At 64.9% G+C, this 25,938-nt stretch carries 24 protein-coding genes and 2 pseudogenes; 14 read left to right on the top strand and 12 right to left on the bottom strand.

The window, feature by feature from the left end:
- The first annotated feature begins 68 nt into the window (after nucleotides 1-68).
- Both MOM01_RS22520 and MOM01_RS22515 read left to right on the top strand, forming a co-directional pair.
- Nucleotides 69-287, top strand: a complete 219-nt coding sequence (locus MOM01_RS22520; RefSeq protein WP_241387671.1) for a TauD/TfdA dioxygenase family protein — start codon at nucleotides 69-71, stop codon at nucleotides 285-287.
- A gap of 88 nt (nucleotides 288-375) precedes the next feature.
- Nucleotides 376-1,497, top strand: a complete 1,122-nt coding sequence (locus tag MOM01_RS22515; protein ID WP_241387670.1) for an alpha/beta hydrolase — start codon at nucleotides 376-378, stop codon at nucleotides 1,495-1,497.
- A 36-nt stretch (nucleotides 1,498-1,533) separates the two neighbouring features.
- Here MOM01_RS22515 and MOM01_RS22510 read toward each other — a convergent pair whose 3' ends face one another.
- Nucleotides 1,534-2,181 (bottom strand): TetR/AcrR family transcriptional regulator, encoded by a 648-nt coding sequence (locus tag MOM01_RS22510; RefSeq protein WP_441347293.1) that lies wholly within the window; start codon nucleotides 2,179-2,181, stop codon nucleotides 1,534-1,536.
- Nucleotides 2,182-2,284: 103 nt separating this feature from the next.
- Entirely contained in the window at nucleotides 2,285-3,682 is a 1,398-nt protein-coding gene (locus MOM01_RS22505; protein ID WP_241387669.1) for an aminotransferase-like domain-containing protein, read from the bottom strand.
- A 79-nt stretch (nucleotides 3,683-3,761) separates the two neighbouring features.
- Here MOM01_RS22505 and MOM01_RS22500 point away from each other — a divergent pair, with 79 nt between their 5' ends.
- The 4 genes from MOM01_RS22500 (at nucleotide 3,762) to MOM01_RS22485 (ending at nucleotide 6,568) form a co-directional block, all read left to right on the top strand.
- Nucleotides 3,762-4,625 (top strand): SCO6745 family protein, encoded by an 864-nt coding sequence (locus tag MOM01_RS22500; RefSeq protein ID WP_241387668.1) that lies wholly within the window; start codon nucleotides 3,762-3,764, stop codon nucleotides 4,623-4,625.
- A gap of 19 nt (nucleotides 4,626-4,644) precedes the next feature.
- A complete protein-coding gene (locus MOM01_RS22495; RefSeq protein ID WP_241387667.1) occupies nucleotides 4,645-5,313 on the top strand; it encodes an enoyl-CoA hydratase/isomerase family protein in 669 nt (222 codons plus the stop codon).
- A 45-nt stretch (nucleotides 5,314-5,358) separates the two neighbouring features.
- Complete coding sequence (locus tag MOM01_RS22490; RefSeq protein ID WP_241387666.1) at nucleotides 5,359-6,138, top strand: enoyl-CoA hydratase-related protein; 780 nt, start codon at nucleotides 5,359-5,361, stop codon at nucleotides 6,136-6,138.
- A 265-nt stretch (nucleotides 6,139-6,403) separates the two neighbouring features.
- Nucleotides 6,404-6,568 (top strand): hypothetical protein, encoded by a 165-nt coding sequence (locus tag MOM01_RS22485; protein ID WP_241387665.1) that lies wholly within the window; start codon nucleotides 6,404-6,406, stop codon nucleotides 6,566-6,568.
- 257 nt (nucleotides 6,569-6,825) lie between these two features.
- On the opposite strand, the gene MOM01_RS22480 is transcribed toward MOM01_RS22485, so the two are convergent.
- The 7 genes and pseudogenes from MOM01_RS22480 to MOM01_RS22450 form a co-directional block, all read right to left on the bottom strand.
- On the bottom strand, nucleotides 6,826-7,572 hold the full coding sequence (locus MOM01_RS22480; RefSeq protein ID WP_241387664.1) for an SAM-dependent methyltransferase: 747 nt from the start codon (nucleotides 7,570-7,572) through the stop codon (nucleotides 6,826-6,828).
- Nucleotides 7,573-7,585: 13 nt separating this feature from the next.
- Nucleotides 7,586-8,632, bottom strand: a complete 1,047-nt coding sequence (gene rsgA / locus MOM01_RS22475) for a ribosome small subunit-dependent GTPase A (protein ID WP_374112363.1) — start codon at nucleotides 8,630-8,632, stop codon at nucleotides 7,586-7,588.
- Between the two features lie 769 nt (nucleotides 8,633-9,401).
- Nucleotides 9,402-9,868, bottom strand: a pseudogene (locus MOM01_RS22470) (carboxymuconolactone decarboxylase family protein).
- Nucleotides 9,865-10,206, bottom strand: a complete 342-nt coding sequence (locus MOM01_RS22465) for a GNAT family N-acetyltransferase (RefSeq protein WP_241387663.1) — start codon at nucleotides 10,204-10,206, stop codon at nucleotides 9,865-9,867. The pseudogene MOM01_RS22470 and the gene MOM01_RS22465 overlap by 4 nt, the downstream one beginning before the upstream one ends.
- A gap of 53 nt (nucleotides 10,207-10,259) precedes the next feature.
- The gene (locus tag MOM01_RS22460; RefSeq protein ID WP_241387662.1) at nucleotides 10,260-11,315 is read right to left on the bottom strand and encodes a hypothetical protein; all 1,056 of its coding nucleotides are present in this window, start codon (nucleotides 11,313-11,315) and stop codon (nucleotides 10,260-10,262) included.
- Between the two features lie 238 nt (nucleotides 11,316-11,553).
- Nucleotides 11,554-11,949: a tautomerase family protein gene (locus MOM01_RS22455; protein ID WP_241387661.1), complete on the bottom strand. Its 396-nt coding sequence runs from the start codon at nucleotides 11,947-11,949 to the stop codon at nucleotides 11,554-11,556.
- A gap of 123 nt (nucleotides 11,950-12,072) precedes the next feature.
- The gene (locus MOM01_RS22450) at nucleotides 12,073-12,777 is read right to left on the bottom strand and encodes an SDR family oxidoreductase (protein WP_241387660.1); all 705 of its coding nucleotides are present in this window, start codon (nucleotides 12,775-12,777) and stop codon (nucleotides 12,073-12,075) included.
- Nucleotides 12,778-12,861: 84 nt separating this feature from the next.
- Here MOM01_RS22450 and MOM01_RS22445 point away from each other — a divergent pair, with 84 nt between their 5' ends.
- Nucleotides 12,862-13,722: a LysR family transcriptional regulator gene (locus MOM01_RS22445; protein WP_241387659.1), complete on the top strand. Its 861-nt coding sequence runs from the start codon at nucleotides 12,862-12,864 to the stop codon at nucleotides 13,720-13,722.
- Between the two features lie 1,762 nt (nucleotides 13,723-15,484).
- Here the strand turns inward: MOM01_RS22445 and MOM01_RS22440 are convergent.
- The gene (locus tag MOM01_RS22440) at nucleotides 15,485-15,793 is read right to left on the bottom strand and encodes a hypothetical protein (protein ID WP_241387658.1); all 309 of its coding nucleotides are present in this window, start codon (nucleotides 15,791-15,793) and stop codon (nucleotides 15,485-15,487) included.
- Between the two features lie 200 nt (nucleotides 15,794-15,993).
- Between MOM01_RS22440 and MOM01_RS22435 the strand changes: the two genes are divergently transcribed.
- The 5 genes and pseudogenes from MOM01_RS22435 to MOM01_RS22420 all read left to right on the top strand — a co-directional run bounded on the left by MOM01_RS22435 (nucleotide 15,994) and on the right by MOM01_RS22420 (nucleotide 21,842).
- Nucleotides 15,994-16,611, top strand: a complete 618-nt coding sequence (locus MOM01_RS22435) for a hypothetical protein (protein WP_241387657.1) — start codon at nucleotides 15,994-15,996, stop codon at nucleotides 16,609-16,611.
- A 9-nt stretch (nucleotides 16,612-16,620) separates the two neighbouring features.
- Nucleotides 16,621-17,256: an RES family NAD+ phosphorylase gene (locus MOM01_RS22430; RefSeq protein WP_241387672.1), complete on the top strand. Its 636-nt coding sequence runs from the start codon at nucleotides 16,621-16,623 to the stop codon at nucleotides 17,254-17,256.
- A 1,372-nt stretch (nucleotides 17,257-18,628) separates the two neighbouring features.
- Nucleotides 18,629-20,612, top strand: a pseudogene (locus tag MOM01_RS22425) (cutinase family protein).
- 119 nt (nucleotides 20,613-20,731) lie between these two features.
- Nucleotides 20,732-20,860: a hypothetical protein gene (locus tag MOM01_RS23235; protein WP_277610113.1), complete on the top strand. Its 129-nt coding sequence runs from the start codon at nucleotides 20,732-20,734 to the stop codon at nucleotides 20,858-20,860.
- A gap of 115 nt (nucleotides 20,861-20,975) precedes the next feature.
- Complete coding sequence (locus MOM01_RS22420) at nucleotides 20,976-21,842, top strand: PDDEXK nuclease domain-containing protein (protein WP_241387656.1); 867 nt, start codon at nucleotides 20,976-20,978, stop codon at nucleotides 21,840-21,842.
- Between the two features lie 544 nt (nucleotides 21,843-22,386).
- Here MOM01_RS22420 and MOM01_RS22415 read toward each other — a convergent pair.
- On the bottom strand, nucleotides 22,387-23,166 hold the full coding sequence (locus tag MOM01_RS22415) for a glucose 1-dehydrogenase (RefSeq protein ID WP_241387655.1): 780 nt from the start codon (nucleotides 23,164-23,166) through the stop codon (nucleotides 22,387-22,389).
- Between the two features lie 151 nt (nucleotides 23,167-23,317).
- Between MOM01_RS22415 and MOM01_RS22410 the strand changes: the two genes are divergently transcribed.
- Entirely contained in the window at nucleotides 23,318-23,962 is a 645-nt protein-coding gene (locus MOM01_RS22410) for a TetR/AcrR family transcriptional regulator (protein WP_241387654.1), read from the top strand.
- A 284-nt stretch (nucleotides 23,963-24,246) separates the two neighbouring features.
- The gene (locus tag MOM01_RS22405; protein ID WP_241387653.1) at nucleotides 24,247-24,564 is read left to right on the top strand and encodes a hypothetical protein; all 318 of its coding nucleotides are present in this window, start codon (nucleotides 24,247-24,249) and stop codon (nucleotides 24,562-24,564) included.
- A 174-nt stretch (nucleotides 24,565-24,738) separates the two neighbouring features.
- On the opposite strand, the gene MOM01_RS22400 is transcribed toward MOM01_RS22405, so the two are convergent.
- Nucleotides 24,739-25,914, bottom strand: a complete 1,176-nt coding sequence (locus MOM01_RS22400; RefSeq protein ID WP_241387652.1) for a flavin reductase family protein — start codon at nucleotides 25,912-25,914, stop codon at nucleotides 24,739-24,741.
- Nucleotides 25,915-25,938: the final 24 nt, after the last annotated feature.

Raw genomic sequence — 25,938 nt, 5'->3', positions numbered from 1 at the left:
CTGTTTGAGGCGACTCCGGAGGTCATTCTGAAACGATCAGTAAGCCGACCGAGGGCTACCTTCGCCGCGTGGAACGCCGCCCCTTGGTGAGTGAGCACCCGGTCGTGCGGGTGCACCCGGAGGCGGGTGAAAAGGCACTGTACGTCAACCCCGGCTTCACGCAGTACATCTCGGGTGTATCTCCGCACGGGAGCCGACGTCTGCTCGGCCTGTTCTTCGAGGAACTCGGCCGTCCCGAGTACGCGGTCCGCTTGAAGTTGCCGACAGAGACCCCGCCGCCTTCTTGACTGATGTCCAAGACGCCTTTACCGTAACCGCGACGTCTTCTTGAATGACGTCCAAGAACCGCGGTGGTGAAGCGAGAGGACGTGAGTCATGGAAATCGGTGGGCCTGCCGATCGGCGCGAGGCAGCAACGGTGCAGCGGCGTGAGGTCTCGTTCGCCTCCGGCCAGGACGAGTGTGCGGCATGGCTGTACACCGCACCCGACCTGAACAGTCCGCGCCCGATGGTGATCATGGGACACGGCCTCGGGGCGGTGCGGGAGATGCGCCTGGATGCCTACGCGCAGCGGTTCGCCGCTGCTGGGTGGTCGGTGCTGGTGTTCGACTATCGTCACCTCGGGGCCAGCGGCGGAACGCCGCGCCAGATCCTCGACATCGGTCGGCAACGCGCCGATTGGCGTGCAGCCCTGGCCTTCGTACGCACACTACCGGAGGTCGATGTCGATCGGATCGCCTTGTGGGGCAGCTCCTTCGGCGGCGGGCATGTTCTTCGGATCGCTTCCGAGGACACCCGCATCGCGGCAGTCGTGGCGCAGTGTCCCTTCACCGACGGCCCGGCGTCGTTGCGCTCGCGTCTTCGGACCGGCCCGCTGAGCGCGGTAGCGCTGACAGGGGCGGGCATCGTCGACACGATCGGGTCGTGGTTCGGCGCGAAGCCGATCCTGTTGCCGATGGCGGGGACGTCCTGGATGCCCGCGTTCGTGGCCTCACCCGACGCCCTCGCCGGCGCTTCCGCGCTCCTGCCTGCGGGGACCCGGCTCTCGCGGCGCACCAGCGCGCTGTTGACACGGCTGCCGTCGGTGCGGGCTCGACTGTCGAAGAACATCGAGCTGACGGAGAGCGACGGTGGGGAAGGAGCCGTGACCGGTGTCGACCGCGACAGCATATGGGGTGTACTGCGCGGGCCGGACGGTGAATTCGAGGCCGCCAACGCGCTGGCCGCACGGCTGGTACTGCGCCTTCCGCTCGATCGGCCCGGTCGCGCGCTGGCTCGCTTCAGCACTCCGACGTTGCTGTGTGTCTGCGACAACGACGCGGCCGCGCCCGCGAAGACCACGAAGCGTCACGCACACGGCTTGGCGCACGTGCAGGTCCAGGCCTACGCGTGCGACCACTTCGACATCTACGTGGGCGAGCACTTCGAACGCGCCGTGCGTGACCAAATCAATTTCTTGGCACAGCAGTTCGACTACTCCGCACGCACCACACAGTAGGTCCCTCCGGATTCGTGGACGCGCGCAGACCAGGGCTCAGCCGGCGGCTGCGGCAAGACTGTGAGCGCTGTTCAGCAACGTCTCGATCACCGCGCGCCGCTGAGCCGGATCCGTCGGATGCATCAGTAAGCCCTCGACAACGAAGACGCCGATCGCGACCAGCGGGTCGACTTCGTCAGCGGGCACGCCGAGCTCGATCAGCTCTGCCCGGAACAACCCTTCGGCCAGCGCGTGGAACTGCTCGTGCCATTGCTGAACGGATGCGGACTTCTCGGCGCGCGTGTGCACCGTGCTCACCAATCGTCCCAGCTGCTCCAGTTCGCCGACCAGCCACAACAGCCGGTCAGCCAGCCCCGAGTTCAACCTTTCACCGTAGGCTGCCATCGAGTCGGCCAGGACCGCATCCAGGACCGCGAGCAATATCGAGTCCTTGTCCTGGAAGTACCAGTACAACGTGTTCGACACCACTCCGGCGTCACGAGCGATCCGCGTCATCGACGCCGCGTCGTATCCCTCCTCGATGAACAACCGCCGGGCAGCTACCACGATCTCCGCACGCTTTTCTTCCCGATCCTGCGGACGTCTGTTGCGAGGCATCTCCAGTCCTGACCTAGTTCCCGCCCCGATGCTATCTTGGCCGGCCCCCAAGAACCGTGCCGGCAGGCGAACGGTCAAGCCTTGCATCTCGAGACGATAGCAGCGACGGAACCGGGTCCGAGAAAGGTGAACGCGACGGTGGTCTCGCGTACCCATTCGAGCACGAGCGGGCCGCACATGAATCGGCAGTTCACACACTTGCCGCCAACCGCCGCGTATACGTCGCCCACGCCTCGACGAGCCGATCCACCGCACACTCGAGCACGGCGGGATCCGCGGCCGCCGAGATGCGGATGTACTCGCGCAGACCCCCGTCGGTGACGCACTCGCGCCCGAGACACACCCTGACGCCGCCGCGCGCGGCGACATGCGCGAAGGTCGATGCATCCACAACCGGCAGGCGGATCCACAGCCCGCCCCCTGTCGTCGACTCCACGGTCCAACTCGGCACCCGCTCCGCCAGCATGCTGCGCAGAAAGCCCACCTGTTCGGCGAGCGTGTCGTAGCGGTCGATGTACCACTGCGAGCTGGCTGCGTCGAGCACCCGTGCGGCGTGGACCTGTGCACTGACCGCCGGGGCAGGAACACGGGGCAATGCGCTGAGCAGGGATGCGTCCGGGGCGGGAAGTCGGATCCACCCGATGCCGCACCCGGCCCAGAACACGCGATCGAGCTCCCCGATCGCGGTGACCCGTTCGGACAGTGCCGCCAGCGGCCGCAGCCGCGGGTCGTGCGACCTGGCGAGCGGAAGAAAGGACAGATCCTCGACCACGACGGCGGTGTGATCCTCGATCGCCGCGGCGAGGCGCGGTAGCCGCGACGAGGCCGTTCTCTGCCCGCTGGGCCCGGACTCGACCACATCGACGAACGCAATCGCGGCACGGGCGCGGCGCAGCGCGCGCCGCACCGCCGCCGGATCGATGCCCCCGACGTCGGGATACAGACACAGCGATGTCGCAGTGTGTTCGGTGACGGCTGCGCGCAGCACCGGCCATAACGGCGCGCCGAGCACGGTCGGTCGTTTCCCGGCGGAGTTCGCCCGCAGCACGACATCGAGCGCTTCGGCTGCTCCGGTGGTCACGACGATCTGCTCCGCATCGGTCGGCAACCCCAGGCGTGTGAGATGGGCTGCCAGGGCGTGCCGGAGGACCGGAAGCCCACGGGCGGAAACACCCGTCCGGTGAGCGGCTGGGTCGAAGCTCCAGTCGATGGCAGGAAGGTGCGACGGATCCACCGGGGTGGGCCTGGACAGGTCGATGACGTCATCGATGTCCTTGGTCGACGAGTCGATATGTCGCACCATCGCGTGGGAGGAGGTCCGGCGGGGGCGAACGAAGGTGCCCGAACCGTGGATGCGTTCGACGACCCCACGTTCGACGAGTTCTTCGTAGGCGCGCACCACTGTTCCGCGACTGACGCACAGTGCCGCGGCAAGGGTGCGTTCAGCAGGGAGACGCTGACCGTAGGTCACGGTGCGGGTATCGATGGCTTGTTCGACCGCTGCGACGATTCGGAGGTAGCGAGGAAGGTCGGTGCGTTCGTCCGTAGTGAAGACGACAGTTGTCCACCACGCAGTGTCCTGGTCCACTCGACAAAAATGGCACTGTCCGGGCTGGTGGTGCAAGCACGATGCTGGACCTGCACGACCACCGAGTGGAGGAATAAGGATGGCAGAACCGGCAGCGACGCTGGCCCGACGCCTGTGGGAGGCAATCGAACCGCTGCACGCGGCACCGTACTTCTCCCCGCACCACCGCCGGATTTCGCTCGATCTCGGTATGAGCGGCTATTGGATGGGTTACTTCGCCGGCCGCGCCGCACCGCTGGGAGCGATGACCGCAGCCCCCGTCGAATCGATGTTCTTCAGCTTTCCCGCCCGCCGCGTCGCACGCGCCCTGCCCGAAGCCTGGGCTTGCGTCGATCCGGACACGATACTCGAGGCGCGGATCACCACCGCGCGCCTCGTCCTCGCCGACCACCTCCGCGAGGTACCCCGACGCGACCTCGACACTCTCGCGTCATACCTCGAAATGGCAGCGGATGGTTGTCATTTCGCCGGGCGACCTTTAGCAGCCGGATGGTCGCGCGTTTCCCGTCCCGACGACGTCGCTGCTCAACTGTGGCTCGCCGCGACAGTCCTGCGGGAACATCGCGGGGACGGCCATGTCATTGCGTGCGTGCACGCGGGATTGCGGGGCATCGACGCGGTCGTCGCGCATGCCGCGACCGGCACGGTCACACGCGAAATGATGCAGCCCAACCGCGGTTGGAGCGACGAGGAATGGGAAGCCTCCGAGCGTCGCCTGCGTGCCCGCGGCCTGATCGATGTCGGCGGCCGGCTCACCAAGAGCGGGGGAGCGCTGCGACGCAGCATCGAGGACCGCACCGACTTCCTCGCCGCGGACCCGGTGACCGCCCTCGGCCAGACCGGCGTCGAAGAGATCATCGCTATCGCCGCGCCTATCAGTCGCCGCCTGTTCGACACCGGCGCCATCCCACTACCCAACCCTATCGGGGTGCCCCGACCCTGACCCCGCCCATGGAGGCAGCATGAGCAGTTCTCTCATCGATGTGGACACCACCGAGCTCGACGACCACGGCGTCGCCGTCGTCACCCTGAACCGTCCGGACAAGAAGAATGCTTTGTCGCACGCGATGCGACTCGACCTCGCCCACGCCTTCGAGGCCCTGACCGATGCCCGCGTGGTGATCCTGACCGGTCGCGGAGACATCTTCAGCGCAGGATTCGATCTCACCGAGTTCGACCGGATCGACGAAACCGGGCTGTGGGAATCCGCGGACCGGATGAACGCTGCCATCGCGATGCATCCGGTGCCGGTGATTGCTGCACTCGACGGATCCGCCGTGGCCGGGGGAGCGGACCTCGCGGTACTCACCGACATCCGCCTCGGCACCGCGCGCACGAGTTTCTCCCACCCCGAACACCGCCGATTCCCCGTCGTCTACGGCCCGCTTGCCGATTGCGTCGGCTCCACCCGCGCACGCGAACTCGTCCTCACCGGTCGAACCGTCGAAGCCGACGAAGCCCTTGCGATCGGGTTGCTGACCGAACTCGTGCGCGACCGTCCCGTCCTCGACCGCGCCCGCGAACTCGCCTACGACATCGCACGCACGCCCTGGCATCTCCTGCACCGCATGCGAGGCAAATTCCAGCAGACCCAACGCTACGACCCCGTCTGCCACACCCTGTCCCTGTAACCCCCACACCGCCAGTACCTCGCGACACTCGACCGAAGGAACAACATGAGTATCCAAGTGCATCAAGCAGAATCGACAGCAGTGATCACTATCGATCGGCCTCACAAACTCAACGCGCTCGACTACACCACCATCGACGAGTTGTCGGCGTGGCTGGACGACGCCACCACTGATGATGCGATCCGCTCGATCATCCTCACCGGATCCGGTGACCGGGCTTTCAGCGCCGGTGCAGACATCTCCTGCCTGGCGCAGAGTATCGACGGCGGCACCGCACACGCACTGCAGGACATCGTGGCCCGCGGGCAAGGGCTGACCAAACGCATCGAACAATTCCCGAAACCGATCATCGCCGCCGTCAACGGCCTCGCCTACGGCGGCGGATGCGAAATCGTCGAAGCCGCACACCTCGCGGTCGCCGCCGACCATGCCACCTTCGCCAAACCGGAAATCACCCTGGGATTTCCACCACCCTTCGGGGGCTCACAACGACTACCACGTCATATCGGCCGCAAACGAGCCCTCGAAATGATCCTCACCGGCGACGCCGTCGATGCCCACCGCGCCTACGAAATGGGCCTCGTCAACTACCTCGTCCCGGCCACCGAGCTGCTCGCCACCGCGTTGGAGTTGGCGGTCCGCATCGAACGCCACGCACCGACCGCAGTGCATGCCTGTCTCGCCGCCGTCACACGCGGCATCAACCTGCCCATAGACGAAGGACTCGCTGTCGAAGCTGCCTGGTTCGCGACCACCGTTCCCACCGCGGGCGTACGCAGAGGGCTCGATGGTTTCCTCGGTCGAAGGGCAGTAGCCGCGGAGTAGCTGCGCGAGGCACCGCTGTCGATAGCACCTGGTTGTACCCGGCCGGGACGTTGGTAGCAGACGTGTCGGCTTGATGTGAAGAGAACCTCCGAGTGGGGTGTGGCTTGTCCGAGGCCCACATCCGCTCGGAGGTTCTCGTGTCCCAACGTAATGCCCGCACGACCTGTCTCGGATGATTGCTCATCATCGAGCGCCACCGAGACGGTTGGTCCAAAGCGCATGTCGCCAGCGCAAGGGGAATCTCCGCAAGTGTGTATCCACCTGGGTGGCCCGCGATGCGCCGGTCGGCGAACGAGGGGCGTACGAGTTGCCCGAGGTGGTGCTGCATCGGGTGTGTTTCGACGATGCTGCCACGGCTGAGTGGGTGTCGGATCACTGCATGGCCGCCGGGGTGCTGCGCCGTTGGGAAGAAGGCTTTGAACTGCGGTGATGGGGAGTTCCGGGTGGATGGGTCAGAGGCTGTACCGACACGAGTACGAGACGGCTACTTTGCGTGGACACCTGCAGGCAGCGGAATCGGAGGTTGCCCCTGCTCTACAGGCGCTGTGGTGAACAAGTCCACAGCGGTGCTGGGGCCGCGGGGTACCGGCAGAGATCGATGCCGATCTGTTGCGTTGATTGAGCGAGCACTATGGGCCGTGCGGGGCTCGGACGATGCACCGTCCGAGCCCCGCACGGGATGTGGTGTCAGCGCTGCATCAGCGCGAAGACTCCCCAGCCGAGATGCTCGCGTAGGTAGCGCGTGTAGCGGTCGGGTTCGGCGGTGAGCTCGGCCCGAACCTCCGGCGCCAGTTCGTCGTCCGGGTTCTCGTCGAGCCAGCGGCGCATGTTGAGCCACTGCGCCGCGGTGTAGCGGTCCCAGTCCTGCTGGTCGGAGAGCATCATCTGCACGACGTCGTATCCGAGTTCGCCGAACTGCTCGATCAAATCCGGCAGCGGCAGGAAATCGGCCACGCTGGTGGCGTGGCAGGCCAGCGCTGTCTTTTCGTCGGGAGGAGTCACGCGCCAGTAGGGCTCGCCCATCAACATCATCCCGCCGGGGCGGAGGCTGCGGGCGAGCAACTCGGCGGTGCCGGCCACACCGTTACCGATCCAGGTGGCGCCGACGCACGCGGCGAGATCGACCGGTTCGTCCGCGACATGACCGGAGGCGTCGCCGTGGACGAACTCCACGCGGTCGGCGACGCCGAGTTCGACAGCGCGAGCGCGGGCCTGCTCGGTAAAGAGCGTGCTGATGTCCACGCCCGTGCCCGTGCATTTCAGGTCGCGTGCCCACGTGCAGAGCATCTCGCCCGAACCGCTGGCCAGGTCGAGCACTCGTGTCCCCGGGGCGAGGTGGAGTGCCTGGCCGAGTGTGGCGAGTTTGTCGGGGGTCAACGGGTTGTGGATGCGGTGGCTGCTCTCGCGGATGGTGAATATGCGGGGAAGATCCATGATGAAATGCCTTTCAGGACTTGAAATTCGGGGATTTCTTGATGGCGCGGATCTGGCGGGAAATCTGCTTGACGGGCCGTTTCAGCTCGGCACGCAGCCGTGCGTCCGTTCGGGAGGCGGCATAGGTGACTTCTCGCTGCAACCGGTGGTAGCTGTCGAGACGCCGCCGCGTGAGACGGCCGTCCTCGACAGCGGCCAGGACCGCACAACCAGGCTCGGCGCCGTGGGCGCAGTCGGAGAAGCGACAGTCGTCGGCCAGCTCGATGATCTCGGCGAAGGTCTGGTCCAGACCGTCGCCGACCTCGTGCAGGCCCACGCCGCGCAGGCCGGGTGTGTCCAGCAGGACCCCGCCGTGCGGCAGCGGCAGCAGCTCCCGCCATGCGGTGGTGTGGCGGCCCTTGCCGTCGCTCACGCGCACCGCCCCGGTCGCGAGAAGGTCCTGATCGAGCAGACGGTTGCCGAGGGTGGACTTGCCCGCGCCCGAGGGGCCGAGCAGGACGATCGTGTCGGACACAGCGTCGGCGAGAGCGTCCATGCCCTCGCCGGTCGAGGCGCTGGTGACCAGTACCTCGACGCCCGGCGCCACTGCGGTCACTTCAGCTACCGCTCGCGGTGTGTCCGCGCACGCGTCGGCCTTGGTCAGCACCACCAACGGGGTGGCGCCACTTTCCCAGGCCAGCGCCAGCATCCGCTCGATACGCACCGGCCGGACCGGGTCGGCGAGGGATACGGTAACGGCCACGGTATCGACGTTCGCGGCCAGGACCTGGCCGTGCGAGGTACGCGATGCGGTGGAACGGACCACGGCGGTCCGTCGCTCCAACACCTCGACGACGGACGCTGCTGTGGTTGTGGTTGCCGGTCGCACCGCCACCCAGTCGCCTGTGCAGGGCGAGAGCTGGTCTTCGACGGGAGGTGATTCTGCCCGGACCGTCCCGGCATCGGTGACGACATTGCACAGGCCACGCTCGGTCCGCAAGACCCGGCCGGGAACTAGTCCGTCGGCCCGGAAGTGGGCGAACGAGTGATCGTGTTCGTCGTCCCAGCCGTAATCGGTCAGGATCGAAGTGCCTTCAGGAGCGAAGGATTGAGGACATGGAGAAATCGGTTGGTGACACAAGGTGGAGACCCTTTCGAGAGGGTCACTCCGGACTGCGCACGCATCGAGAGAAAATCCCGCTAGCGGGAGGGGAGCAGGCGCAATCTCAGGAAGAGACCCGGGAGGTGAGGATGATTCGGGCACTGCGCACGGCAGTGGTCGCCACGACAGTCATCAACTCGCCTCCTTCGATCTCCATGGATGGCGCAATTTGCCATCTTCCGTGAGCGAGGGTAGCAACTCTGTGCGATCGGTGCACCGACCGGTGTTGCGGGTTCGCACCCTGCATTCCGGCGGGACCGGCAGGCTGAAGGAGGTGATCAGAGCAAGTACACAGACCACGGCGAGAACCGAGAACGCCCATCTGTGGCCGGAAGTAGGAGTCCTGAGGGCGTGGGGCGCAAGGGTAGACAAGCTACCGGCGTACACGTCTTGGCGGAAAGTGCCGGATAGTTCGCTGGTGACGATTGCCAGTGCGAGTGCCGTGCTCGATCGCGTTGTCCAACGGCTTCTCTACGTGTGACCGTTCCACCATATTGGTCCTGAGGTTCTTGCCTGTGTCGGCGTCGACACGGGCGCCAGGGCCTACCGGCGCGAGATAGCTGCCGACGGTGAGGCGGGTGAGGTGCATTCCCCGGCACTTGTCGCGACGGCATGCCGGTGGGGCAGAGTCGCGACGTGGTGGTGCGGCACCGGTGGTGGCGTTTCGACACGGACCTGGAGCGGCGGCTCAGGTGTCCGAGGCGGAGGGACGGACACGGTGTCGGCTGAGGATTGAGATGCGGTTGAAGGCGTTCATCGCGATGGCCACCGACACGATCGCCGAGAGTTGGTCGTCGGTGAGATGGGTGCGGGCGTCGGCGTAGTCGCGATCCTGGTGGTCGGGTGTCGGCAGGGTAGTTACCGTTCGGCGAGGGTCAGAGCGGCGCGCTCGAGGTCGGTGAACAGGTCGGTGTCCCGCCAGGCGGGGAGGACGGCGAGGCGCTGCGGTGTTTCCCCGTCGGCCGGGGCGTCGTGGGTGTGCACGTCGAGGCAGTAGGCGCAGCCGTTGACCTGGGAGACGCGGATGTTGACCAGTTCGACAAGCGTGCGATCGAGTCTCGCCTGGGCGACGGCGTCGCGGACGGCGACCTCTGCGCGGTAGGCGGGGCGGGTCTGCTTGTCGATCGAGACGCGAGCGAGTGTGGCTGTGGTCATTGCCGGGCCTCCGGCCAGTCGACGAGGTGATCGTAGGTGTGGTGTGTGCGTAGGTATTTCGCGACGTATGGGCACACCGGGACAATGCGTTCGCCGGCGGCGGCGACGTCGTCAAGTGCGAATTCCACGAGTCTGGCGGCGAGACCGAGGCCGCCGTAGGCGGGATCGACCTCGGTGTGGACGAACACTCGCCGGGTGTCGCTGCCGGTCCGGGTGCGGGTGCGGTACTGGGTGAAGCCGATGACGGTGTCGCCGTCGCGGAGTTCGTAGCGGTGCCGGTCCGGCGCATGAGCGACGGTGATGTTCGCAAGGCGCGGGTCGGGAGTCTCGGTGCTCATTGCGTGTCCTTCCTCGGGAGAACTATGCAGTTCACCCTAACAGAAGTAATTGACTAAGCAACTATATGACGTGGCCCGGTCGGGCCGTCCGAACCGCCGAACACGAGTTGCGGTGTGCCGACGACCGGTTCGTGGGGATGTAGTTGGTGTTGCAGGGATGTCAGGGCGTCGTCGTCGAGAGTTCCCCGGTAGATCTGGCAGGCCCAGTCGAAATTCGGTGTGGACCACGCAACCTGGTGTCCGTGCACTTTCACCCTCCATGGTGTGCTCGATCGAGGTCGTCGGATGAGCCAGCCTGTTCGCTGGTCTGTGCCCAGTGGTGCGGAGAACGCACCGGACTGTGGATCCGTCAGGTCGACCAGGCGCGGGGTGAAGTCCATCAGCACCTGCACGTGGATGGGTTCGGCGGTGATGTTCTCCCGGAACCGGTGCATCGATTCGTCCCAGCGTGTGGCCGGTGGGCCGCCGTGGCCGGCGCGGGCGCGGGATTCGTCGTCCGAGACGATCGGTCCGTCCCACGTGAACAGGGAGGGCTCGAGCGGTTCTCCCACTGTCAGGTCGGTGAAGGCGGCGCCGTCGATACCGTCACCCGAATGTTGCGCGAGCACCGTGCCGGTCTCGGCATCGACCACCAGGCGCACGGAGGGCTTGGGCATGCGGTTGCTTTCGCGTGCGGCCAGGTCCACGGACCAGCAGCGGCGGCCGAGAAATTCGAGGTCTGTCACCGGTCCGGTCGGTCGGGCGTGGTGGTCTCCGGCCCAGTGTTCGACGCGTGGGGTGATGACGAGGTATCGGCTACAACCTGGGGAATGGACCCGGCGCAGTTCGGTGCAGCGCGGGCGGTCCGGTTCGGCGGTGAAGTCCCAGGCGGTGTTGCCGTCGCTGACGAACAGCACGTGCCCGTCGAGCGATTCGATTCTCGATCGGCGTCCCCACCGATACAGACGAAGACCCTCGCGCCGGGCGGGGAGAAAGACCGGCTCTTCACCGTAGGTGCCGTAGTAGTAGTGCAACGGTTCCTCGGTGTTGCGGTACGGGAGAACGACGCCGTGGATCGGCCGGCGCGGACCGTCGGCCATGGTCACCAGCATCTGCACCCATTCGGTCATCGCATCCTCCGGCACAGAGGAGCGCGATCCCACAAGGGCCAGGGGACGGGCTCTTCGTGCAGCAGTGATGGTGGTCCGGGGAAATTCATCTGGACGTGTTCTGACATCGGTCGTTGCTCTCGAGTACTCCGTCCGGAGACGAAGAGATCGAGTGTACAGCCCATGTCGCGACGCAGCTCCGATGTGTCACCAGACTCGTTTCACATCGAACGGCGAGAAGTGCACGCGCGCTGCGGGGTCAGATCTCGACGGTGAATCCGAGATCGACGTCGCAGGCGGCTTGCCCGCCGCGAATCCCCCAGCTGTCGGTGGGGGTGTCGCGGACGACGACAGTGATGTGGTTCGCCGGGATCCCGAACGAGCCGACGCGGGTGACGATCTCGGTGTAGAGGCGGCGTTTGGCGTCGACGCTGCGGCCGGCGAAGCAGTCGACGGTCACCAGGGTGTACAGCTGCGGGTGCGTCAGGGTCGGTGGGACTGGGAAGCGGTGCGGGGCGTGGACCAGCAGCCGCACGTGCTTGTCGACGGGTGGGATCGCGAAGGCGGCGATCAGGGCGTCGTGGACGGCGTCGATGATGCCGGTCTCGACGTCCAGGGCGTGGTCGGTGCGGACCTCGATCAGGGTGCTGGGCATCGGACATTTCTACAGGTCGGCCGGGTCTGGAGGCAATATCGACCCGGCCACATCGAGTCGACATGCTGGTCATCGCGATCGAGATTCTTCTCGTGCTCTGCGTCCTTCTCACCGTGTGGTGTTTCACCATGGGACGATTCCGTTGTCGTCGAAGAATCCTCCGCGTGGTCCGTCATCGGGGAGGGTTGCGAGCTTGATCGCGGTGGCGGCGCCCTCTTCGGGCGTCCGTGTGGATTGATGTCCGGTGAAGTCGGTGGCGACGTAGCCCGGGCAGCACGCGTTCACGATGATGCCGGTGTCGGCAAGTTCTCGCGCGTACTGTGCTGTGATGCTGTTGAGCATCGTTTTCGAGGGAGCATAGGCGGCCATTTGTGGGCCTGTCTGCAGTGCGAGTGATCCCATGTTGCTTGAAATGTTCACGATCCGCGGTGTCGAGGATCGACGCAACAACGGGATGAATGTGTTGGTTACCCGTATGACACCGAATACGTTGGTATCCAGGACTGTGTGCAGAACGTCGAGATCGAGGGTGGTCGGATTCTGCGCGCCGGAACTGGTCCGGCCACCGATCCCGGCATTGTTGACAAGGACATCGAGTCGATCGAACTTCGCTGCGGCTGTGGAGACACTGTCAGCGTCTGTCACATCGAGCACCACCGCTACTGCATCGAGTCCACGTTCTCTCAGCTGTGCCGCCGCGGTGTTGCCTCGCTCCTCGTTGCGTGCACCGATCACGACCTTGAAGCCGAGCCGGCCTAGGCCCTCGGAGATGGCGAAACCGATTCCCTTGTTTGCGCCGGTGACCAGCGCAGTTTTCGTATCGTTCACGACAACGATGTTCGACGCCGGGGGAGCAGCTGTCCATTACCGTTTTCGGTGATCGTGATACCTACCGGGTATTAAGATGGTCGAGTGGAGGATCTCGAGACACGGCAGTTGCGCTACTTTCTTGCCGTCGCCGAGGCTCTTCACTTCGGGCGAGCCGCGGACAAGCTGCACATCGCTCAACCTCCGTTGTCGCGGGCGATCCGACAGCTCGAACATCAACTCGGAGTTCAGTTGTTCGTGCGTGACCGTCGCGGTGTCTCGCTCACCGAAGCCGGGTCCGTGCTCCGCCGGGAAGCGCGTATCGCTTTGGACGCGGTTGCCGCCGCCGCGCGACTGACCGCTCGGGCGTCAAGACCGCTTGTCCTGGCCACGAAAGCAGGGGCGTCCCACGATCTGCTGCAACGACTACTCGACTACCATCCCGAGCCGATCGAGGTTCTGCTGTGCGAGGTCGGCGAGCAAGCCGGCTTGCTGCGTGACGGCAGCGCGGACGTGGCGATCATGCATCGTCCTGTCGACGATCTGACCGGCTGTCGATACCGAGACCTCGTCACCGAGGACCAGGTTGCAGTACTCCCCGGCAGACACCCGCTCGCCTCGCGGACTGAACTGACTATGGCAGAGGTCAGCTCGGTGCCCGATCTACCGATGGCGCGGTGGCCGCGCTTGGACGGCAGCTACCCCGATGGACCGGGACCCGAAATTCACACGCAATCCGCTCTGGCGCAGTTGGTGTCGCTCGGCAGGACCGTGATTGTCATTCCGGCGTCGAGCAGGGCGTGGCAGTGGCCGGATCACGTTGCAGTACCCGTCGTCGACGCACCGCGCATCACAACGGTTCTGGCGTGGCGTTATCAGACGGAAACTGTTGCAGCACTCGAAAAAACGGCAACGAGCCTAGGTGAGATGTCGACCGAATTATTCCCTACAACGCGACCGGCCTAGGCTGCCGGCACGTGACTGAGGTAGCGCCTTTGGAAGCCTCGGCCGCCGCAGCCGCGGAACAGGCGCGGAACAGGCGCGGTCGTCTTGTAGGGAGACGCTTCATATCCGCTGTTCAGGCTCTGTGTAAATAATTTTTCAGGCTACCCGCGTGCCCGCCTCCTCCGATGACGATGAGGCCCCTTGGTTGTCGCTGGACCAACTGCGCGACGGGGTCGCTCTCGTCGAACTGCTGTCGACACTGCCCCCCGCCATTGACGCGCAGCTCAAACGGGACGCGGGAACGAACTCGTTCGAGTACCACATACTCGTCGTGCTTGCCGAGGCACCGGACCGCACCCTGATCCTCAGCGCCCTGGCTGCCCTCTCGCAGAGATCGCTCTCCCGCCTGTCTCACGCGATCACCACACTCGAGCGGCCGGGGTGGGTTGAACGGCGCAGCTGCACTGTCCGCGGCGGTCGGCGGGCGGAAGCGTGGCTCACCGATGCCGGGCTGGCGAAGCTCGAAGAGACCGTGCCCGGCCACGTCCGCGAGGTCCGCCGTCTCGTTGTCGACATCCTCACCCCCGTCAGTTCGCCGCGCTCGCCGATGCCGCGCGGACGATCAACGCGGCACTGTCAGCGACTTCGGGCGAGGGCCGGGAAACCAAGGACTGTTGATCGACGGAACGAACTGCGGCAAACCGGCCTCCTGAACTGTCGTCATCCATGGTGGGTGCATTTTGTGCGATCCGCAGAGCTGTCGATGTCGCTGCTTCCTTCTGGACGGCGGGGCGGGTGCGGGGGCGCTCGTTGTCGGCTTAACCGGCGCCGGCGTAGGAGCTGGTGTCGGAGTGCCTAGGTCTCGATTCGGTGGACCAGGTAGTAGATTCGGTGGACCAGGTAGTATTAGCCGGGGAATCACCCAGTGCGCTTGATGGTTTCCGGACACGAAGGTCCCGGTCGTACGTAGGGCGTAGCCGGCGGTGATTCCCAGAATGTTGCTGCCGCAACGTCGCCCGACAGCGCGGACACACCGATTCTCGAACTCTCCGATGCGCCGGCGGCGCCGGTATCGGATCTCGATGACGAGTGCCGCGTCGACCGCGGTGATCAGCGAAGCGGCGCGGCGGTGATCGCCGCGTGGAACTACGCCTATTACGTCCGGCGCGACGCGATTGCCGCCCGCGCCTTAGCCACCCCGAACAACTCCGTCGTCCCCGCCGAGCCATTGCAGCCGTTCATCGATGACATCCCGGTCAGTACCACTACTGCGGGCGCATCAAAGCCCTCTCGCAGGATGTCTATCTCGTCGATCTGGGTGATAGGACTCGGTTTTGGCACTCACAAACTACTCCTCGCAAATCGGGCACCGCTTATCTTTGCGAATCGGTGCAACAGGGCGGGCTGCTACCCGAGCAAACAAGCAGAGTAGTGCCAACGAACTGACGTGACACCGCTAGGCCCGGCCAATCGGACCGGCAGACCGCCGCGTCGAGCCCTGCCGGTGAGCATTTTCGTGCGGCGATGTGGTCTCGCCGGTCCGTCGCCTATCGATGTTGGTCGGGCCGTTTACCGACCGAGGACGAGGAAGTCGAGAGAGGTGATGATCCCGGGTTCGGGTTTGACCCGATGTCCACCAACATCCCGGTTCTGGCCTCGCCTAGGACGGTAGGGGCCATCGTGAGGAGGCGGCCACGACGGTTGCGGTCACACGACCAGCGTCAGCACTGTATGAGGGACAAGGTTCGGCCCGTCCCACGCGGGGTTACGCCGCCGGGGCTCCTCAGTTGAGTGTCAGCCGGCAGTATTCGTCGGTGTTGCCGGCTTCTTTGCATTCCTGCCAGTCCAACTGTCCTTGCACCCATGGCGACGGCGTTTTCGGTTTCGCGGCCGGGTCCGGCATGGTCGCACCGGAAGGGTAACGGCAGATGGTGCCGTCACATACGGGGATGTTCGCGGCGACCTCGTCTGCGAGGGTCTGCTCGAGTACCCACTGGCAGTGCTCGGACCATCCCGTCACGGTGCCGTCCGACCAGTACGTCTCGATCGGGCCGAAGCCTCCGGGGTGGGGTGTCGGTGGCGGCTGTGTCACGTTTCGCTGGGTGTGTGATGCTGCGGGTGGTGTCGTAGAAGCGGTGGGCTATCAGCGGCTGTCCAATGTGGTCGCAGGTCAAGGGGTGTCTGGCGGTGCCAGTGCTACGCCGACGGGAGTCATCAGGGTGTGCCTTCTCAGCCGAGTTCGCTATCATGTATTTGCGGACATAAATCATCGCAAATAAGGAGGTCGTGGTGATGAGCGAAGCAACGACAGAGAGCCGCTATCTGCGAGGCGACCTCGATTTCGAGGAGGCCTTGCGTGAAGTGACCGGCGTCGACCTCGGCCGTGACCAACTTGTGCAGATCCTGAAGGGCCTCCACACGGCGAATCCGGCCGGACCCGCACTGTCCGAACACGACGCACGCGTGCTCACCGAAGCCGGATTCACCGCGAGTCCCCCCGCTGCCACGGCTGCGCGAATCGACCGCGACGTCCGGATGGCCAACCTCGTCGCGACCTCGCTGTCCATTGCAGACGCTGCCCTCCGTCTCGGCGTCACGCCGGCCCGCATCAGGCAACGAATCGCCGACGGCACCCTGTGGGCATTCGACTCCGGCCGTAACCGCTTGTTGCCCCCGGCACAGTTCACCGACAGTGGGACAGTGCCTCACCTCGACAAAGTCATGCCACACGTCCCGAGGGACCTGCACCCGCTGACGGTGCAGACACTGCTCACACAGCCGCAGCCGTCATTGGTCGTCGAGGGTGGGCCGGTCTCGATCGTCGCGTGGCTGACCGGCAGCGCCGGCACACCCGAAGAGATCGAGCGCGTGGTCGACGTACTTGCTGCCATCGAGTGGGAATCGGCGTAGATGGGGGCAATGCTTCCGCCGCCGCCCTCTATCGCCCAGCTTCGTACCGCAGGTCTGCTACCGAAGGAAGTGCTCGAGTGGCAGCCGAGCGAGATCGTGTGGCGCGTGCACCGCACGACCGGCTCGCATGTTCTTCCGTGGAATGCGTTGCGTGAGTTCGGCCCGATCCTGCGGTTCGATCAGCATCCGCTCCCTTGCGGGGATCATCCTGGCTACGGAGTTTGGTATGGCGCTTCCAGCCCCCGAGGTGCATTGGCGGAGGCGTTTCAATCGGCGCGGGTGATCGATCGCCATCGCGGTGTCCCTTATCTGACCGGTGTGCGCTTCACCCGCATTGTGCGCTTGCTCGACGTGTCCGGTATCGGTGGAGGTGCGTGGGTCACGCGGGTGGGGGGCAACCATGCTCTCGATTCCGCGCCGCACCGTCTCTCTCAGCATTGGGCCCGTGCTATCCATCGCGCGCACACCGGTCTCGACGGCATCGTCTATCGCGGCCGGTTTGCCGGCAGTACGTCCGTTGCTGTCGTCGAGCGTGCTGCCGACGCGTTTCCGCAGCGTCCTGTCCTGTCGCTTCCCTTGTCGCATCCGGGTCTGGCTGATGCCGTTGATACCGCGGCGCACGAACTCGGCTATGTCGTTGTGTGATCCGGTTGTGGGGCATGGCCATCGCTCATACATGCTGAACGTGGGGACGCTGCCAATGTTCGGGGGGCGCTGTCGGGGTGTGTCGAACAGTGACGAGCAGAGCCGCTGGTCATTTCGAGCAGGACGGGTCTGGTAGCGAGTGCTGTGCCGGCAGGCTGAGCCGATCCGGAGTACCTGTGTGCTCCAGCGGTGTTGGGGCACACGAAAAGGTGGAACACGGTAAGGGGCAACGGGTCGGCCCGTGTGTCCTGCGACGTCGGCAGATCTGATGTCGGGTTTCGTGTCGGCTGCAGAGGGAGGCGGGCTGGTCTCGGTGTCCGAAGTCGAGCGGTACGTCGCCGATTTTCGCCTTCGTGTGGAACCGAGGAGGCGTGTCCTCGAGCGTCTCTGTTGAGTTCAGGACACAGTGGCTTCGAACGCGGTTTTCTACAGGAGGTCGGGTGGTGACGGGTCGTCGACGACGTGGCCACCGCGCGAGCCCCCTAGGTCTGTCTACTGGTAACGGGAGGGGTCGAGGTTGCGACCTACGGTTTGTGAACCTTCACCAGGCACCGGCCGCCGTTGCTTTGTCAGCTCTTGCGTGTGTAGTAGTTGCCGTCCTGTTCCGGGAGTCCGGTGTTGCCGCCGTGTTCGTCTGTGCGGCAACCGTCCTGATCGTTGTCAGCGCGATGCTCGGGACTATCCGGCTTCCTGCTGACGACCTTGTGCTTCGGTGCGAGGTGTGTCGGCAGCGTCTCCCCGGTGACGAGCATGGTGGATTGTGCTCGGCCGCCTGTGCGGCGGAATATCGCGACTGGCTGGACAGACAGGAGGAAGAAGACCACTGGTGGCGCGCCATCGCATAGCTGGTTGATTGTCGCCCGTGGCGGTGTGCGTCTGTTGTGTATTCGCTGGACGCGGTCTGTCGGCCCCCACATGGTCGGCACCTGACAATAGAGTCCGCAAGATCCGGTGGCAGGCATCGACATGAGAAGTAGTGGTTCGAGTGGTGATGTCTCCGGTTGGCGGTCGGTTCGTTTGGTGATCGTTTGCGTCAGGTTGCTGCTGCGCGTGATGGCCGGCTCGTCGCCAGGCGCGTGAGTCAGTTCCGTGCCCGCTCGAGCGTGGTCGCGCATTCGGAGGTGGCAGCCTGGGTGGACGATCGAGGCACCGGTGCCGCTTTTCGGGTTCGAAAGATCAGCTGTCTGCGTTGTCGATCGGTGGCAGTCTCCGCAAGCGCGTGCACGGTCGTCGTGCACGTATCTGCAGATCGGCTGATTGTGCCGATCACGAGGCGAAAGTGGGCTTCGGGACACCGTTCACCTTGTTGGGGAAATCAGGCGTGTGAGTGAACGTAGGCACGCACATGTCCTTTCGGCCATCAGAGGTACCCATGCCTGCCCGACATTCGAGGTCCCGCCGCGCGGCTGCGTTGATCGTCACCACCATTGTCGTCGGAGGTTGCACGCTGTCCACCCTTCCCTCGATAGCCCAGGCCGGAACGACCGACTGCGTATCGACGTTCAACCTGCTCATCCCCGGAACGTGGGAGACCGACGAGAACGCCGACCCCGCTGCGCCGGTGGGCATGCTCGCTCCTGTTGCGCACGCGCTGAAAAGTACTCATGGTGACGCGGTCGAGGTGCACACACTGCCCTACATGGCGCGTGCCTTCGACAACGGCCACACCTACGCGGACAGCAAGGCCGACGCGGTGTCGAGAGCCACGCAGGTGCTCGAGGATGTCGCACAGTCTTGTCCTCGTACGAAGTTCACGCTGACGGGTTATTCGCAGGGCGCCGACGCTGCGGGTGATCTCGCCTCGAATATCGGCAACGGCAGGGGACCGGTCGATGCAAGTCGTGTGCTTGCTGTCGGATTGCTGGCCGATCCGGGAGCCGGCACACCTGGAGCCGCGACTGTGGGACCGCGGACGTCCGGCCACGGCATCGCCGATCCACGACCTCGAGGAATGGGCGCACTGTCTGGTCGGGTGGCATCGATCTGCGATCCAGGTGATCTGTACTGCTCGATCGAGAAAGGGACGAACCCGCTGCTCGGTTCGCTCGGCTCGATCCTGAGCAAGACCCCAGCGCCGCCGGTGCCACCACGTCCGGCGGCAGCGCCCACCTAGCCGACGCACTGACCGCGGTCTTCTCCGATGCGGATCTGCCGGCCTTGCGCGCCGACGTCACGAGCCTCGGCCAACAACTCACCGCACCGAACATCGAGCTCGGGCAGGTCGCCGCGACTGCGCAGTCGATCGCGGCGACTCTTGCTCCGCTGGCCGACCTCCTTACCTCCGGGGCGGCGAACCCGGCAGCGACCGGTCGACTCGGCGCCGCACCGGCCGGTACCGCCGAACATCATGCCTACGACGTGCTCACCCGGGCCGGTGACTCCGACCTTGCAGGTGCCGTCGACGCTACGGTCGAGATCGCCGACACGGCACGCGTGCTCGCCGGGAACGAGTCATCATTCGTGCCGATGTCAGCTCCCGAGGTACGCGTTCTCACGGAGAATGTCGAGGTGCTGACTGGGCAGATCGGCCCGTTGATATCCGCCCCTACGGATGTGCTTGCGTCGGCGAGCAGCGTGTTGTCGGTCCTCAAACCGACGGTGGTGATCGATCAGGTTCTCAATGTCGCGACCGGCGTGAGTGCGCTGGATATGCCCGACATCTTGCACAACTTGACCGTGCTGCCGCAGAAGGTTGCCGCGCTCGACGCCCGCGGCGCCCACCAGGTGGCCGGGGAGTTGAACAATCAGTTCTCGCCGCTGGTGGAGATGGCGGCGGCCGTGGATTTGCGGTGGGTGGCGCAGGTGCTGGCTGTGATCCCGGATCCGTCGGGCGCGACGCAGATCGCGGCGTTGGTTGCGTCGATCCTGTCGAATGTCGACGTCATCAGGATGGCCACGATCGTCGGTCAGATCCAGGAGATTGCGTGGTCGGCGGTGGAAAAGATGCTTCCCCTCTCGGTGTCGCGCCAGATCCGTTGGGGGCCGCTGCGGCGATGACCGGTTTGCTGCCCGTCGGGTTGGACCTGGCATCGGTGGCGACCGACATGCTCTCGGGAACGTCGGCCAGGACGGCTCCCGAGCTGCTGGGCAGGACCGCACACGCTGCGTCGACGACGATCACGAACGAGGATGCGAACCTGGACTTGTGGCAGCTGTCGGATTCACTTGTTGAGCTCTCGCAGTCCCAGGGCGCCGATGATCTGGCCTCGTTGGTCAGCGAAGGACTCAGTGCGGCAAGCTTTTTAACCTCGAACGCTCACACCAACTACAACACTCTCGTGGTCGACAATGCCGGCCGCAGTGCCATCCGATGGCTGTCGGATTGGCTCAATCTCCAGATCGGACGTGCCGTATGAATCCCCGCGCCCACAACCCATCCACCCGTTGGATCTGGTGCGGTCGTTGTCGACACCGAGGGTATCTGACCCGCGGGGACGCGAAGGCGGTCCGCAAACGTCACCGAGGGGAAAAGGGCATGGCAGTGTTCACCTGCCCGCATCTCGAAGGGTTGTTCCACATCGGGCACCGCCCGGACGCCCTGAGTGGCGGGGAGATCGACCAGGATCATCGTCGCTCACAAGCCCTGCGAGCAATGGGGCTCTGACGGCGGGAGCTGATCCATCTCGGTTGCATGCAGCGGGTAGGCAGATCATCGTCACGTCGCCGAGAGAGGCAGAACGGCACCCAGTGCTGTACCTAGCTCAGTCGGCGGGACCGACTTGCACACGAGCCATGCTCGAGAGCATCAAGCGGCTCGTACATCAAGCACGCTACGTGGCCCAGCGCCGTTCTTCCACGTCGAACAGCTCCGGTACGTAGTCATCGAACTCAAGACCACCAAGTTCGACCCTCGCGATGTCGGTCAACTCGGCTTCTACGTCGCACTGGTCGAGGATCGGCTGCGCAGACCGCAGCACCAACCCGCCGTCGGGATGCTCCTCGTCGCGGACAAGAACGAATCCGTCGTCCGGTACGCCCTAGCCGGCACCACACACTTCGACCCTCTGTCACACCGCGTCGTGGACCCACCGGTGCCAGTGATCGTGCACATCGCCTCGGCCCTTGGCTCCACCGACGGGCGCCGCGCTAACGATCTGTCCCTTCGAGTCCGTGCGGAGGGTCTCGCTCTGGGCCTCCAGGTGTTGGGGGCGTTGTCGGCGTGGGCCAGGGTGAATTCTCTACACGAGTCAAGACGCCGACAGCCCGGAGCGCGTTATCAGGCGCGTCGAGCACTCCATTCGCTGGTGTGGTGGCGGTGTGAGGAGTCGGCGGACGGCTCAGTGTGCGTCAAATTCTTCTGCTGCGCTGCGGATCTCGATTTTGATCCGGTCGAGAAGGACCATCGCGCGGGCCGAGGCGAGGTGCCCGGATCGCGTCCAGTACGGCAGCGGTCTGCGGACTTCACCGCGTTGGCCGGCAGTGAGAGCGGACGTCGATTCGGCTCGCAGGCCAGATGCAGCTTCGTTGTCCACCCACTCCGTGGGCAGCCGAGAGTGTGGTCGTCGGGACGTTCTCGAAACCGGAAGGCTCGATCTGCTCGTCATCGTCGCGGCGGGCGCCGGCGGCGTGCTGATGTGCCCGCATGATGGCAGAATTGACGCTGATGTCCCGGACGATCTCGTCGGCTTCAGCGGCCATCATCTGCAACCCCGTCAGGGCCTGCGCCCATACCCCGTCGCGTTGTCAGCAGCGGAACAGCCCGTAGACCGTCCACCAGGATCCGTACCGGTCCGGGACGTCCGGTCAGGGCCGACATGGATGCGCCCCCGGAATCCGCCGATGAGCGACTTTTTCGTCTGCTTCGGTGGGCGGCCGGTTTTCTTCGTGCATGAGGCAGTAGCGACGCCGGACGCGTTCACTGCGTGTCGGTCGGGTCTGCTCGCCCCGTACCGCTACGTTGGGCGCGAGGTCTCCGAGTTGTTATAGTTTTGCTCGGCCGCTGAACCCGTATACTGGAGACCTCACTCATTCACCTACTGCGACACTCTTTCTGGTGGAACGCGGTTCAAGATCACTTTGAAACACGGTCTAGTGGCCAGATTTCGAGGAGCGCCGACATGGATGTGATCGGTCAGATATGACAAAGGAGCCTCACGTGCGAGCCTGTCCATACGGTCGTGTCTGGGCTGCTCACGCGGTCTCGGTCTGAAGGGCGGGGCCGAGGAGGAGTCCGCCGTCGATGACGTACTCCGACCCCGTGATGAACGATGCGTCCGAGGACGTGAGGAACAGGAGAAGCCGGGTGACGTCGATCGGCTCTCCGAGTCGGGGGATGGCGAACGGCTCGGGTGAGTAGAAGTCGGCGATCGCTGTGGTGGCGCCGACTGCTGGTTGCTGGATGAAAGGAGTCGCGATCACGCCGGGATGGATGGTGTTCACGCGGATATGGTCCCGGCCGAGCTCGAGCGCTGCCGTTCGGGTGAGGCCTCGCACGGCCCACTTGCTGGCGACGTACGGCGCGTAGTGCGCCGTACCGCCCAAGCCCATGGTCGAGGCGATGTTGACGATGGCGCCCCCTGTTGCGCGGCGCAGAGCGGGGGCGGCGACCTTGACGCCGAGGAAGGTTCCTGTGAGGTTGATGTCGAGGATGCGAGACCACGTGGCATGGTCCGTGTGCTCGATCGGGGCCGGTGGGTTCTGGACGCCCGCGTTGTTGACGAGCACGTTCAGGGCGCCGAAGGTGCTCTCGGCGGCCGACACGGCGGCGGACCACGAATTCTCGTCGGTCACGTCGAGGCGGGTGAAGTGAGCGCGGGTCCCGAGTTCGTCAGCGAGAGCAGCACCGCGGTCGGCGTCGATGCCGCCGATCACGAGGTTGGCTCCCTCGGCGTGATAGGCGCGTACGTGGCTTGATCCCTGACCACCGGTTCCGCCGGTGACGAGCACGGTTTGGTTGGCGAAGCGATTCATCGGATGTTCCTTCGGTGGGTGGGTGGGTGGGTGACTGGCCGGGCTGTTCGGAGATGGGTCGCGGCCGGTGGTGAGTCGATCGACTCACCACTTCCTGACGCTAGGCCGGTAACAAAGGTGAGTCAAGCCACTCACCTCGTATGCTCGGCTCATGAGCAGGACTCCGACGACGTATCACCAGCGCATCGCCCAGGAAAAACGCGCGCTGATCCTGACGGCCGCGACCGCACTGTTCCTCGAGTTGGGCTACGACCGGACGTCACTGGCGCGGATCGCAGAACGCTCGGGCGTTTCGCGGGCCACCTTGTTCAAGCAGTTCCCGAGCAAAGCTGCCCTGTTCGAAGCCATCGTCACCGAGTCCTGGTCGACCGCTGACGAGGAGGATCCTCCGCAAGTAGGCAACATCGTCGACGGGCTCAGCGTCATCGGGCGCCGCTACGCCGAGCTGTTGTGCCGGCCCCAGATGACCGACCTGTTCCGGATCGTCATCGCCGAGCTGCCGCGATTCCCGGAACTCGCCGATGCGCAGTTCTCGCAAGGGAAGATGCCCTACTTCGAGTCCGTACGCCGCTACCTCCTGGCTGAGCACGAAGCGGGGACCGTGCGGGTCGAGGACGTGGACCTCGCGGCCACCCAGTTCCTGGGCATGATCTCCAACTACGTCTTCTGGCCGACCCTCCTGGTGCCGGGTTGGAAGGTGAGTGCCGAACGCGTCGCTCAGGTAGTCGACGAGGCAGTCCGCACCATCGCCGCCCGGTACGCCGTCACTGGACCAGGGGAGTCCGCCAACGACTGAGTGGCGCCGCTATCAAGCAGCTGATGTTGTCCTCGAAATCCTGTCGCGTTGTTGCGAACCGGTCGGTATCTGCAAGGCCGGCAACGCCGGGCTCAGTGCCTTTGCGACCAACTTGCCCCACTGCTGCTGCCGATTGACGAATCCATAAGACAACCCGCGTCTTTCGCGCCACCGGAGGTCGCTGTTCGCGTAGGCGGCCCGACATCTCCTCACAGGCTGACGCTCACCAGCGCGGTTGATCGAGTTGGCGCGAGCATGGCTGGCTCGACGCGCTCGATGCCGATTTGACCAGCGCGAACATGCCCCTCTACGACGTGCGGCGCATCCTGCGGGCCCGCAAGACCGACCTGACGATTCTGGGCAGCGCCGTACATTCGGTCCGGATCCGTTGCCGAGGATCGTGCGGTGCGATGGAAGGCCTGCTGCGTCGGCTCGTGGACGAGGGTGTTCGCAAGGGGCTGATCGAGGCAAAGTCCGGCGTGGACGGCATTCTCTGCGTCTATCAATACCGCCGCGGCCCGGTGTTCCCGACGATCGAGCGCTTCTTCGTGGTCGCCCCCGCGCTCGCGTACGAGAAGGAGCACGAGTGTTTCGGTCGGTGATGGGCTGACGCTCGCTGCGGCGGCAGACGCGCTGTGGTGGGCTGACGCTGACCTCGGATGGCCGGCCGGCGCACGGTGAGAACGACGAGCTCGGCCCCCTTGGTGGTGGGCCGAGCTCGTACACCTATCCGGGCAGAAGGACAGTAGTAGTGGCCAAGGCATCGACGGATGCGGTCACGGTGTCTGCCGCTCCAGCGCTGTGACGACGATCTTGGCTTGTGAAATCCATTCGGCGACTCTCTTCCCTGATACCTGAAGGGGTAGTTGCGCCAGGCGCAGGGTCAGGGTGCAATTGCCCTCCGAATCGCGTACTGGTAGTACGAGAGAGCCGACGTCGTAGAGGTTGTCGGGGTCGAGTTGCCGCACACGGTAATCGACGCCGGATTCGAGGATCGAGGCCCTGATATCCCGTTCTTGCGCGGGGGTCGGCAATCCCGATTCGTAACGCCGCGTGGCCTCACGCATCGCCTCGTAGGCGGTTCGTCCTTCCTGCGGAAGTAGCGACAACACGTAACCGTGAGCTCGTACGAAATCGAGCCGTTGCCGATAGATCTCTCTCGTACGGTCATCGATGCCGATGGCCTTCGACAGCCACCGTTCCTGATCGTCCTCGGAAAGATCGAAAACGATACTGTCGCCGATCGGCGGAGCGATCGGTAGCCGGCGTGCGAGTCCGTGCTCTCGTTCGACACCAGCACCGGTGACCGATAGGACCGCGGCCATCTCCTCTGAGCTGATCGCCGTGTAGAGAGTGACTTCGCATCCGATGGCGTGGGCGAGGGCTTCGGCCTCGGGGCGCAGGGTTTCCGCCTCGTGGATCGAGTCGGTGATCTCGTGTTGGAGACGTGCCATCAATGATGTGCTGACGAAGCTGCCGTAGTCACCTTGGAAGTAGATCAGGGGCGCAGCAGGGTTGGTGACAGCCATGTCGTTCACGCCACCGAGGACGATCCAATGGTCTCCGGCGTCAACAAGGTTCGTGATTCGCGCATCGATCCAGGCGATCGATCGTTCGAGAATCGGATCCCCGGACGGTGATGTGAACCAGTCGATACCGTCGAACTTGTTCTCCCAGCGTTGCGCGATCGCGGTGACCAGATCCTCCTGTTCGTTCCCGACGACATTGATGCACAGCGAGTCGCACTGGCGAAGCTTGTCGAATGTCCGGGACGTCTTCATCGGCATGAAGGACACGAGGGGAGGATCGAGAGAGACCGAACTGAATGTTCCGACGACGAGGGCGAGCAGTTCGCCGTCGGACGCGCGGCCGGTGACGACTGCAACGCCGGTGGGGTAGTGGCCCATCACTTCGCGGAACAGTGCCTGGTCGATGGTGGTGTCGGTGGGCATACGAGCACTCCTTGGTGGAGAAGG

Source organism: Rhodococcus sp. CH91 (assembly GCF_022554085.1).
GTDB lineage: Bacteria > Actinomycetota > Actinomycetes > Mycobacteriales > Mycobacteriaceae > Rhodococcus.
This window is presented reverse-complemented; position numbering and strand designations above follow the sequence as displayed.

What these genes read in the sequence shown, in the direction of transcription:
- MOM01_RS22515 (WP_241387670.1), top strand. Translation starts at nt 376, where the DNA reads ATGGAAATCGGTGGGCCTGCCGATCGGCGCGAGGCAGCAACGGTGCAG.
- MOM01_RS22455 (WP_241387661.1), bottom strand. Translation starts at nt 11,949, where the DNA reads ATGCCCAGCACCCTGATCGAGGTCCGCACCGACCACGCCCTGGACGTC.
- MOM01_RS22435 (WP_241387657.1), top strand. Translation starts at nt 15,994, where the DNA reads ATGAGCGAAGCAACGACAGAGAGCCGCTATCTGCGAGGCGACCTCGAT.
- MOM01_RS22410 (WP_241387654.1), top strand. Translation starts at nt 23,318, where the DNA reads ATGAGCAGGACTCCGACGACGTATCACCAGCGCATCGCCCAGGAAAAA.
- MOM01_RS22495 (WP_241387667.1), top strand. Translation starts at nt 4,645, where the DNA reads ATGAGCAGTTCTCTCATCGATGTGGACACCACCGAGCTCGACGACCAC.
- MOM01_RS22480 (WP_241387664.1), bottom strand. Translation starts at nt 7,572, where the DNA reads ATGGATCTTCCCCGCATATTCACCATCCGCGAGAGCAGCCACCGCATC.
- MOM01_RS22465 (WP_241387663.1), bottom strand. Translation starts at nt 10,206, where the DNA reads ATGAGCACCGAGACTCCCGACCCGCGCCTTGCGAACATCACCGTCGCT.
- MOM01_RS22430 (WP_241387672.1), top strand. Translation starts at nt 16,621, where the DNA reads ATGCTTCCGCCGCCGCCCTCTATCGCCCAGCTTCGTACCGCAGGTCTG.
- MOM01_RS22490 (WP_241387666.1), top strand. Translation starts at nt 5,359, where the DNA reads ATGAGTATCCAAGTGCATCAAGCAGAATCGACAGCAGTGATCACTATC.
- MOM01_RS22415 (WP_241387655.1), bottom strand. Translation starts at nt 23,166, where the DNA reads ATGAATCGCTTCGCCAACCAAACCGTGCTCGTCACCGGCGGAACCGGT.
- MOM01_RS23235 (WP_277610113.1), top strand. Translation starts at nt 20,732, where the DNA reads ATGGCAGTGTTCACCTGCCCGCATCTCGAAGGGTTGTTCCACATCGGG.
- MOM01_RS22460 (WP_241387662.1), bottom strand. Translation starts at nt 11,315, where the DNA reads ATGACCGAATGGGTGCAGATGCTGGTGACCATGGCCGACGGTCCGCGC.
- MOM01_RS22510 (WP_441347293.1), bottom strand. Translation starts at nt 2,181, where the DNA reads ATGCAAGGCTTGACCGTTCGCCTGCCGGCACGGTTCTTGGGGGCCGGC.
- MOM01_RS22500 (WP_241387668.1), top strand. Translation starts at nt 3,762, where the DNA reads ATGGCAGAACCGGCAGCGACGCTGGCCCGACGCCTGTGGGAGGCAATC.
- MOM01_RS22400 (WP_241387652.1), bottom strand. Translation starts at nt 25,914, where the DNA reads ATGCCCACCGACACCACCATCGACCAGGCACTGTTCCGCGAAGTGATG.